Source organism: Streptomyces sp. NPDC001903 (assembly GCF_042891345.1).
GTDB lineage: Bacteria > Actinomycetota > Actinomycetes > Streptomycetales > Streptomycetaceae > Streptomyces.
The window spans coordinates 428,407-442,481 of record NZ_JBIASZ010000004.1 but is presented as its reverse complement, the minus strand read 5'-3'; the positions used below and the strand labels follow the sequence as shown (position 1 = coordinate 442,481).

The following is a 14,075-nucleotide window of genomic DNA, read 5'->3' as shown; positions in this document are numbered from 1 at the left end:
TGCGCAGAACCTGGGGTGGAACCCTGGGCTACATCTGCCCCGGACCCACCCTCCAGACCCAGACGTCCTCGACCTTCTGCGGCTGTCGGCCCAGCAGCTCGCTGATCATGTCCCGCAGCTCCAGGCCCCGGTCCTGGAACGGCAGCACGACCGCGCCCGCCTTCCAGAACTCCAGGTCCCGCCGGGCCTGCTCCCGCCACTGCGGGGTGATCTCCGGCGGCTGCTGCCCGTACCGGACGTCCCGCAGGAGGTTCGAGAGGTGGCGCGGCGTGGCCCCGTAGATGCCGATCCGGTCGGGCCCCCACGGGCCGTTGAAGTAGCCCCCGGCCAGGCGGAAGCCGAAGTCCGCCTCGACCTGCCAGTGCAGCGCGTCCGCCTGTCCCGGGTCCGGCAGCGGTACCGGAACGAGTGCTTCGCCGTCCTTGACGTAGCCCTTCCAGGCCCCCGAGGTGATGAACGCCGGCACCGGCGCCCGCTCCCGTACGGCCAGCGGCAGCGGCAGCACCGGGATCAGCGCCGCCGCCACCGCGAGCAGGCCGAGCGTGCGCAGCTCGCGCGTGCGCATCCGTACGATCCGGTCCAGCGCGAGCGCGAGCAGCACGCCCAGGACGGGGGCGCACACCATCGCCACGCGCCCCTCGATCACCGACTCGAACAGCGGCAGCTTCACCATCAGCCGCCAGGGCCCCGGCAGCACCACGTCCGTGCGCGGAACGGGCACCCAGGGCCCGAGGGACAGCGCCAGCGCCACGGCGCCGGTGATCGCGAGCGCGCGGACGACCCTGCGACGCCACATCCACACGCACACGGCCGCGCCGAGCGCCAGCAGCGGCCAGCCGTAGAAGGCGTTCTGCTCGGTGGTGTTCAGGGAGAGCCGCCCGGCCGTCTCGGCATCGCCGAAGAGCGAGCGGGCCGCGTACTCGACCAGGGCGCGCGGGCTGTTTCCGGCGTTGTCCCCGTGCAGCACCGAGTGGTAGCTCTGCGGGCCGAAGAACTGCCAGTACAGCGGGAAGATCAGCAGCGGTACGCAGACGCCCGCGGCGATGACCAGGCCGAGGCCCAGCGGTCGGGCGGCCGCGAGCGCGCGCTGCCGGTCGACCAGCAGGTAGGCGAGGGAGAAGACCAGCATGCCGAGCGCGGCGATGAGCAGCGGCTCCTCGCCGATGAAGATCTGGTACGTCGCGAACAGGCCGAGCAGCACCCCGTCGCGGACCACGTTCCTGCCCTCGCACAGGCGCAGGGCCCGGTCGATGATCAGCGGGAGCATGAACAGGACGACGAAGTTCGGGTGGCCGTTGGCGTGCGAGACCATCGGCGGCGCGAACGCGGCGAGCGCCCCGCCCGCGGCGGCGGCCCAGCGGCTCCGCACGAGGCGGCGGCGGATCAGCCAGTACCAGGTCCAGGCGCTGGCGGCCATGCCGAGCGTGAGGACGAGCGCGAAGGTGACCGTCTCTCCGAACAGGAGCGTGACCGGGATGAGGGGGACGGTCAGGCCGAGCATGGTGGCGTTGGCCATCAGGTTCACGCCGTCGGGCATGCCCTGGGCCAGGGTGAAGAGCGGATTGCGCAGGTGGGTGATGTTGTCGGTGGCGACGCCGACGAACCACTCCCACTGGTTCTGGTCCTGGAGCGCGTCCTTGAGGTAGCGGCCGTCGAGATCCGCCCACAGGCCGTGGAAGACGTACGCGGAGAGGGCGATGAACACGGCGGCGACGGTGAGGCCGCCCGCGTTCAGCCGGAAGAGCTCCCTCAGCGCGCGGCGCCGGTCGCCCGGTGCCTTGGCCGCGCGGGCGCGTGCGGCCGGCTTCGGGGCGCGGCGTACGGGTACCTCGGCCACGTGCCAGCCCTGGCGGCGCACCCAGCGCAGCACCTCGGCGTCGACGGCCGGGCCGTCGAGGACGCAGGCACCGAAGGCGGCGCGCGCCCGGTCCCCGTCGAAGAGGGCGAAGCCGCAGGTGTCGGCGCGGAAGCCCGGTATCCCGGGGACGCCCAGGGTGCGGACCAGGCGGTTTCCCGACCGGCCGAGGACGGCGGTCGTCCCCTGGTCCTCCCGGCGCTCCTCGTCGAAGGCCCGCTCCAGGCGGTCCAGCTCGGCCGGCGGGGTGCTCGCTCCGGCGTCGGCCAGCAGCACCCGCTCCCCGGCGGAGGCGAGCACTCCGGTGCGCAGCGCAGCGCCCCTGCCGCGGTGGTCCGCCGAGCGGACCAGCCGGATCCGGGGCTCGTCTGCGGCCGCGGCCTCGACGAGGGCGGCGGTGGCGTCGGTGGAGGCGTCGTCGACGACGACGAGCTCCCAGTCGCCGGGGCCGCTGCCGAGGCGGGCGTCGAGGTGGGCGCGGAAGGCGTCGAGGGCCGGGCCGATCCGGTGCGCGTCGTCGTGGGCGGGGATGACGACGGAGAGCCCGACGGCCCCGAGCCAGGCGGGTGCGGCGGCCGCGGCCGCTTCGGCTCCGCCGGCCGTTCCGGTTCCGCCCGCTGCTCCGGTTCCGCCCGCTGCTCCGGTTCCGTCGGCCGCTTCGGTCGTGGTGGTGTCGGTCATGCGCCGACCGCCTTCAGGCCCGCGGCCCAGTCCAGTGCGTGCTGGTTGTACGCGTAGACGAGGCGGCGCACCTCGTCGGCGTCGGCCCGGGTGACCGCGTCCACCAGCTCGTTGTGGCCGGACCACAGTCCGGTGTGCAGGTCCGGCGCCGTCTTCAGGTGCGGTACGGCGAAGACCCAGCACTGCACCCGGATGCGGTGCAGGAACTCCGAGATGTACGTGTTGCCGACCAGCCCGCTCAGCTCCCTCCAGAAGCGCAGGTCGTAGCCGATCAGCACTTCGAGGGAACCGCTCTGCGCGGCCCTGCACGCCTCCTCGGCACGACGGCGCACCGACACCAGCATTTCGCCGGAGCCGGGCGCGGTGCCGCGCTCGACGAGCCGCCGGAAGATCCCGTCCACTATGAGCGTACGGGCCTCGATCATGCCCCGGTAGTCGTCCACGGAGAGGACGCGCACGCGAAAGCCCCGGTGCTGGACCGATTCCAGCAGCCCTTGGGCGGAGAGGTCGACCAGTGCCTCGCGTACCGGGGTCGCGGAGACCTCGTACTGCTCGGCGATCTGCTTGACCGTGAACTCGGTGCCCGGTGGCAGGCGTCCCGCCAGCACCTCGTCGCGCAGCGCGTCCGCGATCTGCTGGCGAAGTGTGTTGCGGGTGACAGCGCCGCTGCCTGACATAGGGGTCCGTCTCCTCGGTAGAACTTTCGGACACCTTAGGCCAGGCAGCGAGGCTGAAACCGATCGAACGCCGACGGTTTCCCGTCGGCGTCCCTCGGTTTCCCGTCGGCCGCCGTCGGTCAGGCAGACGTGGTGTGCCGGTCCGCGACCGTCAGCGCCTCGTCCAGCAGGGCCAGGCCCTCCTTGGCCTCCGCCTCCGTGATGGTGCACGGCGGCACGACGTGCGTCCGGTTCATGTTCACGAAGGGCCACAGGCCGGAGGCCTTGCAGGCCGCCGCGAACTCGGCCATCGGCGCGTTGTCGGCCCCGGCCGCGTTGTACGGGACGAGCGGCTCGCGCGTCTTCTTGTCCCGTACGAGCTCCAGCGCCCAGAACGTGCCGAGGCCGCGGACCTCGCCGACCGACGGGTGCCGCTCGGCGATCTCGGCGAGCGCCGGGCCGATCACGTTCTCGCCGAGGTGGGCGGCGTGCTCGACGACGCCCTCCTCCTCCATGGCGTTGATCGTCGCCACGGCGGCGGCGCAGGCCAGGGGGTGGCCGGAGTACGTGAGGCCGCCGGGGTAGGGGCGGGTGGCGAAGGTCTCGGCGATGGCGCCGGAGATGGCGACGCCGCCGAGCGGCACGTACCCGCTGTTCACGCCCTTGGCGAAGGTGATCAGGTCGGGGGTGACGTCCCAGTGCTGGGCGGCGAACCACTTGCCGGTGCGGCCGAAGCCGGACATGACCTCGTCGAGGATGAAGACGATGCCGTGGCGGTCGCAGAGCTCGCGCACGCCCGCGAGGTAGCCGGCCGGCGGGGTCATGATCCCGGCGGTGCCGGGCACGCTCTCCAGGATGATCGCGGCGATGGTCGCCGGGCCCTCGAAGGCGATGGTGTCGGCGAGGTGCGCGAGGGCGCGCTCGCACTCCTCGGCCTCGGTGGTGGCGTGGAACGGCGAGCGGTAGAGGAACGGGCCCCAGAAGTGCACGACCCCGGCGGCGGCCGTGTCGGAGGGCCAGCGGCGCGGGTCGCCGGTCAGGTTGATCGCGGCGGCGGTGGCCCCGTGGTACGAGCGGTACGTCGACAGCACCTTCTGCCGGCCCGTGTGCAGACGGGCCATGCGGACGGCGTTCTCGACGGCCTCGGCGCCACCATTGGTGAAGAAGACCTTGTCCAGGTCGCCCGGGGTCCGCTCGGCGATGAGGCGTGCGGCCTCGGAGCGGACGTCGACGGCGAAGCCGGGCGCGAGGGTGCAGAGCCGGGCGGCCTGCTCCTGGATCGCGGCGACGACCTTGGGGTGCTGGTGGCCGATGTTGGTGTTCACCAGCTGGGAGGAGAAGTCGAGGTAGCGGTGGCCGTCGTAGTCCCAGAAGTACGAACCCTCGGCCCCGGCGACGGCGAGCGGGTCGATCAGGGCCTGGGCGGACCAGGAGTGGAAGACGTGGGCGCGGTCGGCGGCCTTGACGGCCGCGCCGGTGGCGGCGGTGTCGCCCGTGGTGACGTGAGGGGTCATGCCGCCACGCTAAAAGTGCGCAGGTGGGAAGGGATATCGGCGGACTGTCTGCGGGTGGGGGCCGGGTCTCGGCAGTCTGTCGGCGCGGAAGGGGGAACAAGGTGATTGACAGCACACTGTCGAAGTGACAGCCTACTGTCATACCTGCCGTACCGACGGAAGAGGCGATGACGATGACGACGACCGATGCGAAGACCGGTGCGACGACCGGTGTGACGCCTGATGCGACGACCGACGTGGCGACCGCTCCTTCTGCTCCCTCCGCTCCCGCCGCACGGCCGGTCCACCTCGCGGTGTACGACACCTACGCGGACTGGGAGACCGGCCACACCACCGCGCACCTGACCCAGCGGGGCCGGCAGGTCCGTACGGTCGGCATCGCCGCCGGGACGCCGGTGACCACGATGGGCGGCGTCCGCGTCCAGCCCGACCTGGCCCTCGCGGACCTCTCGCCCGAGGACTCCTCCCTCCTCATCCTGACCGGCGCCTCGCTGTGGGACTCCGGCGACGAACTGGCCCCCTTCGCGGCGAAGGCGCGGGAGTTCCTGGCGGCCGGTGTTCCCGTCGCGGCGATCTGCGGAGCCACGGCCGGCCTGGCCCGCGAAGGGCTGCTCGACGCGCACGCCCACACCAGCGGGGCCGCCGAATACCTCGCGGCGCAGCCGGGGTACGCGGGTGGCGGGCGGTACGTCGAGGCCGACGCGGTGACGGACGGCGACCTGATCACGGCGGGTCCGACGGAACCGGTCGCCTTCGCCCGGGAGGTCTTCGCCCGGCTGGAGGTCTACGGGCCCGAGGTCCTCGACGCCTGGTACCGGCTGTTCCACGACTCGGACGCGAGCGCGTTCCCGGTGCTGATGGCGGCGGCGGAGCGCGGCGATGCCTGAGGCTTCGCCCGCCCCTTCGTCCTCTTCGTCCTCTTCGTCCTCTTCGCTGCCTCCTGCGTCTCCTGCACCTCCTGCGTCCGTACGGGCCCGGCAGGACCTGCTGAGCCGTACCGCGCTCGGGGTGTTCGGCCTGAACGGCCGGTTCCTCGCGGTCTCCGAGGAGCTGGCCCGGCCGGCCGGACTGACCGCGGCCTGGTGGCAGGTGCTGGGCGCGGTGCTCCGGGAGCCGCTGCCGGTGGCGGGGATCGCCCGGGTCATGGGCATCACGCGGCAGAGCGTCCAGCGCATCGCGGACCTGCTGGTGGCGAAGGGCCTCGCGGAGTACGTCCCGAACCCGGCCCACCGGCGCGCGAAACTGCTGCGCCCGACGCAGGAGGGGCGGGCGGCGGTCGCCCGGATCACCCCGGCCCACGCCGTGCTGGCCACTCGTCTCGCGGAGGAACTGGGCGAGGCGGGCTTCAGGGAGACCGTCGAGGTCCTGGACCGCCTCACGAAGGCATTGGACAGGCTGGCGGCCGAGGAGCCGGGCGCCGACGACGCGTGAGCCGACCCGGTGGAGCCGCTCACGGCCCCGCCGGGTGAGCCGGTGGCAGACTGACCCCGTGTTCCCGCAACTCCTCACCGCCACCGGAGTCCTGGCACTGCTGACCCTCGTCCCCGGCCCCGACATGGCCGTCGTGACGAGGCGCGCGGTCTCCCGCGGCCGCGCCGACGGGTTGCGCACCGTCGGCGGGATCGCCGCCGGGCTGCTCCTGTGGGGCGCCGTCACCATCGCCGGACTGGCGGCGCTGCTCGCCGCTTCGGCCGAGGTGTACCTGACGGTGAAGCTCGCGGGCGCCGCGTACCTCTGCTTCCTCGGCGTCCAGTCCCTGCGCCGGCCCGGTGCCGAGCCGCCCGCCGTACGCGACGGCGCGGGCGGCGCCTGGCGGACCGGCCTGGTCAGCAACGCCCTCAACCCCAAGATCGCCGTCTTCTACACCGGCCTGCTGCCCGCCCTCGCCCCGTCGGGCCTGCGCCCGGCCGCCGGCATGGCGCTGCTCGTCCTGATCCACCTCGCCCTGACGGCGCTCTGGCTGGGCACGTACGTGTACGTCCTCTCGCGCGCCCGGCGCCTCTTCGCCCGTCCCCGCGTCCGCCGCGCCCTGGACCGCGCTACGGGCGTGGTCCTGATCGCCTTCGGCCTCCGCGTGGCGACGACGCCCTGACGCGCAGGCGCGGGCGTACGCGTACCCCTACGCGTACGTCGCCGCCTCGGCCTGCGCCTACGCGTCCGCCGCGTCTGCCGCCTGCGCCTACGCGTCCGCCGCCTCCGCCGCCTCCGCCGCCAACCGGTCCAACTCCTCTCCGATCGCCGCGCGCAGCCCGTCGTGCCGGGGGCCCAGCTCGTACCGGCTCCCCCGCACGTACTCCTCCTCGTAGAGCCACACCGGCATGCGCACCCTGTCGGCGGGCTCCCAGTCGTAGCGGGGCCAGATGTGGGCGTGGAGGTACGGATCGGTGTTGCCCAGGATCTCGATGTTCACCCGGCGGAAGGCCGGATCGAGCCGTCGGCAGGCCCGTTCGACGGCCTCGGCGAGCCGCTCCATGTCGCCGAGGTACGCCTGTCTGCGCGCCCGCGGCAGGTCCGAGAGCCGGGTCACCGACGGATCGTCGGTCAGCAGCACCGCGTACCCGGGGAGGAACTGCCGGTCCCCGATCACGGCGAAGCCCTGGTCGAGGCGGCGCAGGACGGTGGGGTTCTCGCCCCGATGCGCGCTGCCTATGCGGTCGTTGCGCCAGTCGCCGTTGGTCATCCGGGGACCCTAGTCCACCGCCCCGGGGATGCATCCCGAGGACGGGCCGACCACTTCGGCCGTGGCTCTCAGGTCTGCCCTGTCATACCTGAGAGCCATACGGAAAGGGCGCTCTGCAGCGGGACGCCGACGAGGCCCCTCAATTCCTAACTTCGGAACCGGAGAAGACGCCGACTCAGCTCTCCGGATCGAGCGAAGGAAAAGGGACCCGCCATGAACCGCGCCGCAGGACGCCCCGAAGGACGCCCCGAAGGACGACGCTCCGCGTGGCGACGGCGCCTCGACGGACGCACCGTCGGCCGCCGTGCCGCAGGACGCCACCGCGGCCGGCTTCGGCGGACCCTGCTGGCCGGGCTCGTCGCCGCGGCGGTCGTGGTCCCCGTGTCCGCCGCCGCCTCTCCCGACGTCCCCGCCCCGCCGCCCGCCGTGCTCTCCGAACACACCCCGCTCCCCGAGCGGTACGCCGCCAACCGCGCCAACCTCACCGAGGCGGCCCGCATGGCGCAGGACTCCGGCCGCACCGGTCGCGCGGCGAAGCTGCGGGCCATGGAGGCGGGCGGCGGCGCCCGGTTCCTCGCCTTCGACGGGCGCGGCAAGGGCCGGGCCGTCGAGGTGCTCGGCGATCTGGAGACCGCCGACCGGGTCGCCGTCCTGATACCCGGCTCCGACACCACGCTGGACACCTACCAGCGGTTCCGCGCCGGGGCCGTCGCCCTGCAGCAGCGCCTCCGCGCCGAGCATCCCCGCGCCGCCGTGGTCGCCTGGCTCGGGTACGACACCCCCGGCACGGTCAGCCCGACCGTCCTGACCGCCGACCGGGCGGATGCGGCGGCCGCCGAACTGGGCCCCTTCCTCGACCGCTTGGGGCGGGCCGCGGCGCCCGGCGCCCGGCTCTCCCTGCTCTGCCACTCGTACGGGAGCGTGGTCTGCGCCCGGACCGCCGCCGGCCCCGAAGTCACCGACATGGCCCTGTTCGGCAGCCCCGGTACGGGCGCCGGCTCCGCCGCCGAGCTGCCGACCGGCGCCCGGGTCTGGGCCGGGCGCGGCGGGGCCGACTGGATCGGCCACGTCCCCCATGTCCGCCTCGGCGGGGTCGGTTTCGGCACCGACCCCGTCGACCCGGCCTTCGGCGCCCGGCTCTTCGCCGCCGGCCCCGGCGGCCACAGCGACTACCTCAAGCCCGGCACCGCGTCCCTCGACAGCCTGACCCGCATCGTCCTCGGCACCGACCCGGAGGTCCCCCATGCCTAAGCTCCGCGCCCGTTGGTCCGTCCTCGCGGACCGCATCGACGCCGGAACACCCTCCGACCGGGACCGGACCGTGGACGCCCTGCGGGCCTTCGCCATCCTCGGCGTGGTGCTGGGCCACTGGCTGGTGACCGCCCTGACCACCGCCGACGGCGGCCTGAGCACCACCAGTCCGCTGGCCCATCTGCCCTGGCTGGCGCCGGTGTCCTGGGTGTTCCAGACGCTGGCCGTCTTCTTCCTGGTCGGCGGGCATGTGGCCGCCCGCGGCCACGCCTCGGCGCGCGAGCGCGGGGTCCCGTACGGGGTGTGGGTCGGGCAGCGGCTGTCGCGGCTGTTCCGGCCCGTGGCCGCGGTGCTCACCCTGTGGGCCGTGACGGCGGCCGGGATGCTGCTCGGCGGCGCGGAGCCGAGCACCGTCCGGACGCTGGTCAAGCTCGTCCTCTCCCCGCTCTGGTTCCTGCTCGTCTTCGCCGTGCTCACCGCCGCCACGCCGCTCGTGGCCCGGCTCAGCCCGCTGTGGCCGCTGGCCGTGGTGGCCGGTGTGGACGTGTGGCGGTTCGGCTTCGGCGGGCCCGAGTGGATCGGCTGGGTCAATGTGGCCGCGGGCTGGCTCGTCCCCTACACCCTGGGCGCCGCCTGGTCCCGCGGGGCGTTCGCCCGGCGCACCCCGGCCGCCCTGCTGCTGGGCGCCGGTGCGGCCGCCGCCTTCGCCCTCGTGCTCTGGGGCGGGTATCCGGCCTCCATGGTCGGCGTCCCCGGGGCCCCGATATCGAATCTGAACCCGCCGACGCTGGCCGCCGTCGCCTTCGGCCTGGCCCAGTGCGGGCTGGCGCTGCTGCTCCGCGGTCCGCTGGAGCGGACCATGCGAAGGCCCCGGGCCTGGGCGAAGGTGGCGCTGATGAACCTGTCCGCGATGACGATCTTCCTGTGGCACCAGACCGCGATGATGGCCGTCACCGCCTTCGGGCTGCTGGCCCCCGCCGACCTCCCCGGGCTGCACACCGTGCCCGACTCCCCGCAGTGGATAGCCGCCCGGCTGCTGTGGCTGCCGGTGTTCGCCGCCGCGCTGAGCGTCTGCTGGGCCGCGTTCCGCACGTACGAGCAGGCCGGGCGACCGAAGCGGAGCACCTCCGCCCGGTCGGTCTCCCTGACGGTCACGGGCTCCCGGACCGGTACCCGCACCCTGCGGGCGCCCGAGGAGGTGATCCACCATGCCTAGGCTGGACGACGTGAACGAGCAGAGCGAGCCGCCCGGCGTGGATGTGGAAGCGGCCCCCGGCAGGACCACCGTGCCCGGGGCCCGGCTCCCGCGGACCCTGGCGCACGACCTGCTCACCGTCGAGCGGGACCCGCTGCCCAGGATGTCGCGGCCGCGCTGGCTGGCCCGGCTGCCGCATGCGGTGGTCATCTACGCCGCGGTGTTCTTCGCGTTCCTCACCACGGAACAGATGGGCGACCACTACGACGACCACGGCGGCATCCCGCTGCTGGCGGCGCTCCTGACCGGCGCGGCCATCGTCCTCGCGATGTTCCGCCCGATCGGCGGCTGGTGGCTCGGCCTGCTGGCCGCGGGCATGGCCGGCTGGTCGATCCAGGACAACGTGGGCCCCGGCCAGACCTGGCCCTGGATGCCGTCCGGGATCCTCGCGTTCGCCCCCGTCCTGCTGCTGGTGGCGCTGCGGGTGCCGCCCCGGGTGACCGTCGCCGCGGTCGCCGTCCCCATCGCGCTGACCGGCCTGGCCGAGCTGCTGTTCAAGCCGGAGCACAGTCAGAGCAGCGTCCTGGCCGCCCTTCTCCTCTTCGGCTTCGTCGGACTGCTCGGGTACGCCCTGCGGGCCACCCGCCTGGCCCGCGGCAAGCTCGTCGAGCAGGAGACGCTCACCGAGGAGGAGCGGGCCCAGCGGACCCTGCTGGAGGAGCGGAGCCGCATCGCCCGTGAGCTGCACGACGTGGTCGCCCACCACATGTCGGTGATCTCCATCCAGGCGCAGGTCGCCCCGCACCTGGTGGAGAACCCTTCCGAGGAGCTCAAGGAGAACCTGGCGGGCATCCGGGAGAACGCGCTGGAGGCCCTGACGGAACTGCGCCGGGTGCTGGGCGTGCTGCGCTCCGAGCAGCCGGACGATCCGGCGAACCCGCACCATCCGCAGCCCACCCTCGCCGAACTGGACGGCCTCGTGGACAACGTGCGGGGTGCCGGGCTGGCCGTCACCACCGAGATCGCCGGCGTCCGGCGGCCCCTGACCCCGGGCGTCGAGCTCACCGCGTACCGGATCGTGCAGGAGGCGCTGAGCAACTGTCTGCGCCACGCCCCCGGTTCGCGGGTGGAGGTCGGCATCGCGTACGGGCCGCGCGAGCTGCACCTGTGCATCGCCAACAGCGCCCCGACCAGGCCGGTCCCGCCCTCGCCCGGCGCCGGGCACGGTCTGCTGGGGATGCGGGAGCGGGCGGGCATGCTGGGGGGCGAGCTCGCCGCCGGCCCCCGCCCCGGCGGAGGGTACGAGGTGAGCGCCGTGCTCCCGATGGATCCCGAGACGAAGAAGGACTGAAGAGGACGCATGAGCACTCCGGCCGACCCGATCAAGGTGATGATCGCCGACGACCAGATGATGGTCCGGCAGGGCTTCACCGTCCTCCTCAACGCCCAGCCCGACATCGAGGTCGTCGGCCAGGCCGTGGACGGGGCCGACGCGGTGGCCAGGGTCGCCGAACTCGGTCCGGACGTGGTCCTGATGGACATCCGCATGCCCGGAATGGGAGGCATCGAAGCCACCTCCGTCATCACCGCCGCGCCGGGCTCCACCGTCAAGGTGCTGGTGCTGACCACCTTCGACCTCGACGAGTACGTGTACGAGGCGCTGCGCGCCGGTGCCTCGGGGTTCCTGCTGAAGGACGCGTCGGCCGACCAGCTCGCCGAGGCGGTCCGGGTGGTCGCGGCCGGTGAGGCCCTGCTCTCGCCGAACATCACCAAGCGGCTGATCACGGAGTTCTCCCGGATGGGGGCGCCTCGGGCGCCCTCGAAGGCGCGGATCGACGAGCTGACCGAGCGGGAGACCGAGGTGCTGTCGCTGATCGCGCAGGGGCTGTCCAACGCGGAGATCGCGGCGCACCTGGTGGTGGCCGAGCAGACCGTGAAGACGCACGTGGGGCGGATCCTGGTGAAGCTGGGCCTGCGGGACCGCACCCAGGCCGCGGTGTTCGCGTACGAGACGGGTCTGGTCCGTCCGGCGGGCTACTGAGTGCCCCGGGTAGTACCTGAGGGGGAGGCCGGGATATCCCCTTCAGCGGCGACGCGGACGAGGGGGCGGCCGACCTACGGTGTGGGTATGAGCGAGACGACCTCCCGGGCGAATCCCCGGACACCCGAGTTCCGGATGGCCTCCGGCCTGTTCCAGAGCCTGCGCCAGGATCTGATCACGGACGCCTTCGCCTACCGGCCGCTGGCGCCGATGCGCACCGACGGGCCGGTGACCCGGCGGCTTCCCCGGCGGATACGGCCGTACATGGCGTATCTGCCGCATGCGGTCGTCGGGTTCGTCGCCTTCTTCGTGGTGATGCTGACGTCCACGAGCAGCGGGGAGTACATCGCGGCGAGCAGCTCCCTCGTGATGGGGCTGGTCGCGGCCACTCCGGTGCTGATGACGCTGGTGCGGCCGGTGGGGGCGTTCTGGGCGGCCATCGCCGCCACCGGGGCGCTCGCGGTGGCCGGCTCCAGCTTGAACGACGTGTGGCCGTGGTCGCCGGGTTCCTTCGTCTCCTACCTCGCCACGGTGACCTTCGCCGCGATGCGGACCAGGCCGCGGGCGGCCGGCTGGATGTGGCTGATCACCCTGGCCATCGGCATCGGGATACCGGTCGTCCTCGGCCGGGGGGAGCCGGTCGAGGTCATGCCGATGGCCTTCCTCCTGGCGGTCGCGCTCCTGGTGGTGACGGTCCGCAACATCCGCAGGGAAGCGGAGCAGGAGGTCACCGCGCAGCAGGAGGTCACGGCCGTCGAGCGGGACCGGCGGACGCTCCTGGAGGAGCGGACGACGATCGCGCGGGAACTGCACGACGTGGTGGCCCACCACATGTCGGTGGTGGCGATCCAGGCGGAGGCCGCGCCGTACCGGGTGAAGAACCCGCCGCCGGAGCTGGAGGCGGCGTTCGCCACCATCCGGGAGAACGCGGTGGCGGCGCTGACGGAACTGCGCCGGGTGCTGGGCGTGGTGCGCTCCGCGGACTACGAGGCGCCGGACGCGCCGCAGCCGACGCTGGCCTCGCTGGACGGACTGCTGGCCAATGTGCGGGAGGCCGGGCTGAGCGTGGAGAAGACGGTGACGGGTGCGGTGCGGGAGCTGCCGCCGGGCGTGGAGCTGTCGGCGTACCGGATCATCCAGGAGGCGCTGAGCAACACCTTGCGGCACGCGCCGGGGGCGGCGGCCTCGGTCGAGGTCTCGTACGTACTGGGCGGGTTGGGCATACGGGTGGTCAACGCGGCGGCGACCGGGGACGTGCGGCCCTCGCCGGGTGCCGGGCACGGGATCACCGGAATGCGGGAGCGGGTGGCCATGCTGGAGGGTGAGATGACGGCCGGGGAGACCGAGGCGGGCGGGTACGAGGTGGCGGTGTTCATACCGGTGCGCGGCCGGCAGGGCGAGGCGCAGGACGCGGCGCAGGGGCCGGGGCAGTCGGCATGACGATCAGGGTGCTGATCGTCGACGACCAGATGATGGTCCGCGAGGGCTTCTCCGTCCTGCTGAACGCGATGGAGGGCATCGAGGTCGTCGGCGAGGCGGTGGACGGCCGCGAGGCCATCGCCAAGGTGGCGGCGCTGCGGCCGGACGTGGTGCTGATGGACATCCGGATGCCGGTGATGAACGGGCTGGAGGCGACGCGGGAGATCGTGGCCTCCGACACGGACGCGAAGGTGCTGGTCCTGACGACCTTCGACCTCGACGAGTACGTGTACCAGGCGCTGCGGGCCGGTGCCTCCGGGTTCCTCCTCAAGGACGCCTCGGCCCGGCAGCTGGCCGACGGGGTGCGGGTGGTGGCCTCCGGTGAGGCGCTGCTGGCGCCGTCGGTCACCAAGCGGCTGATCCTGGAGTTCTCGAAGCTGTCGGCCCCGGCGAAGCTGGCGGATCCGGCGGTGATCGGGGAGTTGACGGAGCGGGAGACGGAGGTGCTGGTGCTGATCGCGCAGGGGCTGTCCAACGCGGAGATAGCGGACCGGCTCATCGTCGCGGAGTCCACGATCAAGACGCACGTGAGCCGGATCCTGGTGAAGCTGGGCCTGCGCGACCGCACCCAGGCCGCGGTGTTCGCGTACGAGACCCGCCTGGTCACCCCGGCCTAGCCGGGGCCGCGTCGGCCTAGGGGGTGTCGTCAAGGTAGCTTCGTCCGCCCGCCGGCCAGAAGGGACTTTGACGACACCCCCTAGGGGGTGTCCGCAAAGTAGCGCC

At 73.3% G+C, this 14,075-nt stretch carries 13 protein-coding genes; 9 read left to right on the top strand and 4 right to left on the bottom strand.

All coding sequences use genetic code 11. The annotated features are described in order from the left end of the window. Positions 1-28 precede the first annotated feature (28 nt). From ACFYZS_RS11695 to ACFYZS_RS11685, 3 genes are all read right to left on the bottom strand, one after another. The gene (locus tag ACFYZS_RS11695; protein WP_389009820.1) at positions 29-2,536 is read right to left on the bottom strand and encodes a glycosyltransferase; all 2,508 of its coding nucleotides are present in this window, start codon (positions 2,534-2,536) and stop codon (positions 29-31) included. Next, positions 2,533-3,213, bottom strand: a complete 681-nt coding sequence (locus ACFYZS_RS11690; RefSeq protein WP_389009817.1) for a GntR family transcriptional regulator — start codon at positions 3,211-3,213, stop codon at positions 2,533-2,535. The genes ACFYZS_RS11695 and ACFYZS_RS11690 overlap by 4 nt, the downstream gene beginning before the upstream one ends. A 119-nt stretch (positions 3,214-3,332) precedes the next feature. Then, the gene (locus tag ACFYZS_RS11685; protein ID WP_389009814.1) at positions 3,333-4,706 is read right to left on the bottom strand and encodes an aspartate aminotransferase family protein; all 1,374 of its coding nucleotides are present in this window, start codon (positions 4,704-4,706) and stop codon (positions 3,333-3,335) included. A gap of 173 nt (positions 4,707-4,879) precedes the next feature. Here ACFYZS_RS11685 and ACFYZS_RS11680 point away from each other — a divergent pair, with 173 nt between their 5' ends. From ACFYZS_RS11680 to ACFYZS_RS11670, 3 genes are read left to right on the top strand one after another with little or no spacing between them, the layout of a single operon-like run. Then, positions 4,880-5,593, top strand: coding sequence for a DJ-1/PfpI family protein (locus ACFYZS_RS11680; RefSeq protein ID WP_389009811.1), 714 nt, complete (start codon positions 4,880-4,882; stop codon positions 5,591-5,593). Beyond that, positions 5,586-6,137: a MarR family winged helix-turn-helix transcriptional regulator gene (locus ACFYZS_RS11675; protein WP_389009808.1), complete on the top strand. Its 552-nt coding sequence runs from the start codon at positions 5,586-5,588 to the stop codon at positions 6,135-6,137. Before ACFYZS_RS11680 ends, ACFYZS_RS11675 begins: the two co-directional genes overlap by 8 nt. A gap of 58 nt (positions 6,138-6,195) precedes the next feature. Continuing rightward, the gene (locus ACFYZS_RS11670; protein ID WP_389009805.1) at positions 6,196-6,798 is read left to right on the top strand and encodes a LysE family translocator; all 603 of its coding nucleotides are present in this window, start codon (positions 6,196-6,198) and stop codon (positions 6,796-6,798) included. A gap of 87 nt (positions 6,799-6,885) precedes the next feature. Here the strand turns inward: ACFYZS_RS11670 and ACFYZS_RS11665 are convergent, their stop codons facing one another. Then, on the bottom strand, positions 6,886-7,386 hold the full coding sequence (locus ACFYZS_RS11665; RefSeq protein WP_389009802.1) for an HIT family protein: 501 nt from the start codon (positions 7,384-7,386) through the stop codon (positions 6,886-6,888). Between the two features lie 213 nt (positions 7,387-7,599). On the opposite strand from ACFYZS_RS11665, the gene ACFYZS_RS11660 reads away from it, so the two are divergent. The 6 genes from ACFYZS_RS11660 (at position 7,600) to ACFYZS_RS11635 (ending at position 13,969) form a co-directional block, all read left to right on the top strand. Beyond that, positions 7,600-8,637 carry an alpha/beta hydrolase gene (locus ACFYZS_RS11660; RefSeq protein WP_389009798.1) on the top strand — a complete coding sequence of 346 codons (1,038 nt, stop codon included), beginning with the start codon at positions 7,600-7,602 and terminating at the stop codon, positions 8,635-8,637. Then, complete coding sequence (locus tag ACFYZS_RS11655) at positions 8,630-9,853, top strand: acyltransferase (RefSeq protein WP_389009795.1); 1,224 nt, start codon at positions 8,630-8,632, stop codon at positions 9,851-9,853. The genes ACFYZS_RS11660 and ACFYZS_RS11655 overlap by 8 nt, the downstream gene beginning before the upstream one ends. Further along, positions 9,846-11,183: a sensor histidine kinase gene (locus ACFYZS_RS11650; RefSeq protein WP_389009792.1), complete on the top strand. Its 1,338-nt coding sequence runs from the start codon at positions 9,846-9,848 to the stop codon at positions 11,181-11,183. Before ACFYZS_RS11655 ends, ACFYZS_RS11650 begins: the two co-directional genes overlap by 8 nt. A 9-nt stretch (positions 11,184-11,192) precedes the next feature. Further along, a complete protein-coding gene (locus tag ACFYZS_RS11645; RefSeq protein WP_389009789.1) occupies positions 11,193-11,873 on the top strand; it encodes a response regulator in 681 nt (226 codons plus the stop codon). Positions 11,874-11,960: 87 nt separating this feature from the next. Further along, positions 11,961-13,313: a sensor histidine kinase gene (locus ACFYZS_RS11640; RefSeq protein ID WP_389009786.1), complete on the top strand. Its 1,353-nt coding sequence runs from the start codon at positions 11,961-11,963 to the stop codon at positions 13,311-13,313. Continuing rightward, on the top strand, positions 13,310-13,969 hold the full coding sequence (locus ACFYZS_RS11635; protein ID WP_389009783.1) for a response regulator: 660 nt from the start codon (positions 13,310-13,312) through the stop codon (positions 13,967-13,969). The genes ACFYZS_RS11640 and ACFYZS_RS11635 overlap by 4 nt, the downstream gene beginning before the upstream one ends. Positions 13,970-14,075 lie beyond the last annotated feature (106 nt).

What these genes read in the sequence shown, in the direction of transcription:
- ACFYZS_RS11695 (WP_389009820.1), bottom strand. Translation starts at nt 2,536, where the DNA reads ATGACCGACACCACCACGACCGAAGCGGCCGACGGAACCGGAGCAGCG.
- ACFYZS_RS11690 (WP_389009817.1), bottom strand. Translation starts at nt 3,213, where the DNA reads ATGTCAGGCAGCGGCGCTGTCACCCGCAACACACTTCGCCAGCAGATC.
- ACFYZS_RS11685 (WP_389009814.1), bottom strand. Translation starts at nt 4,706, where the DNA reads ATGACCCCTCACGTCACCACGGGCGACACCGCCGCCACCGGCGCGGCC.
- ACFYZS_RS11680 (WP_389009811.1), top strand. Translation starts at nt 4,880, where the DNA reads ATGACGACGACCGATGCGAAGACCGGTGCGACGACCGGTGTGACGCCT.
- ACFYZS_RS11675 (WP_389009808.1), top strand. Translation starts at nt 5,586, where the DNA reads ATGCCTGAGGCTTCGCCCGCCCCTTCGTCCTCTTCGTCCTCTTCGTCC.
- ACFYZS_RS11665 (WP_389009802.1), bottom strand. Translation starts at nt 7,386, where the DNA reads ATGACCAACGGCGACTGGCGCAACGACCGCATAGGCAGCGCGCATCGG.
- ACFYZS_RS11660 (WP_389009798.1), top strand. Translation starts at nt 7,600, where the DNA reads ATGAACCGCGCCGCAGGACGCCCCGAAGGACGCCCCGAAGGACGACGC.
- ACFYZS_RS11655 (WP_389009795.1), top strand. Translation starts at nt 8,630, where the DNA reads ATGCCTAAGCTCCGCGCCCGTTGGTCCGTCCTCGCGGACCGCATCGAC.
- ACFYZS_RS11650 (WP_389009792.1), top strand. Translation starts at nt 9,846, where the DNA reads ATGCCTAGGCTGGACGACGTGAACGAGCAGAGCGAGCCGCCCGGCGTG.
- ACFYZS_RS11645 (WP_389009789.1), top strand. Translation starts at nt 11,193, where the DNA reads ATGAGCACTCCGGCCGACCCGATCAAGGTGATGATCGCCGACGACCAG.
- ACFYZS_RS11640 (WP_389009786.1), top strand. Translation starts at nt 11,961, where the DNA reads ATGAGCGAGACGACCTCCCGGGCGAATCCCCGGACACCCGAGTTCCGG.
- ACFYZS_RS11635 (WP_389009783.1), top strand. Translation starts at nt 13,310, where the DNA reads ATGACGATCAGGGTGCTGATCGTCGACGACCAGATGATGGTCCGCGAG.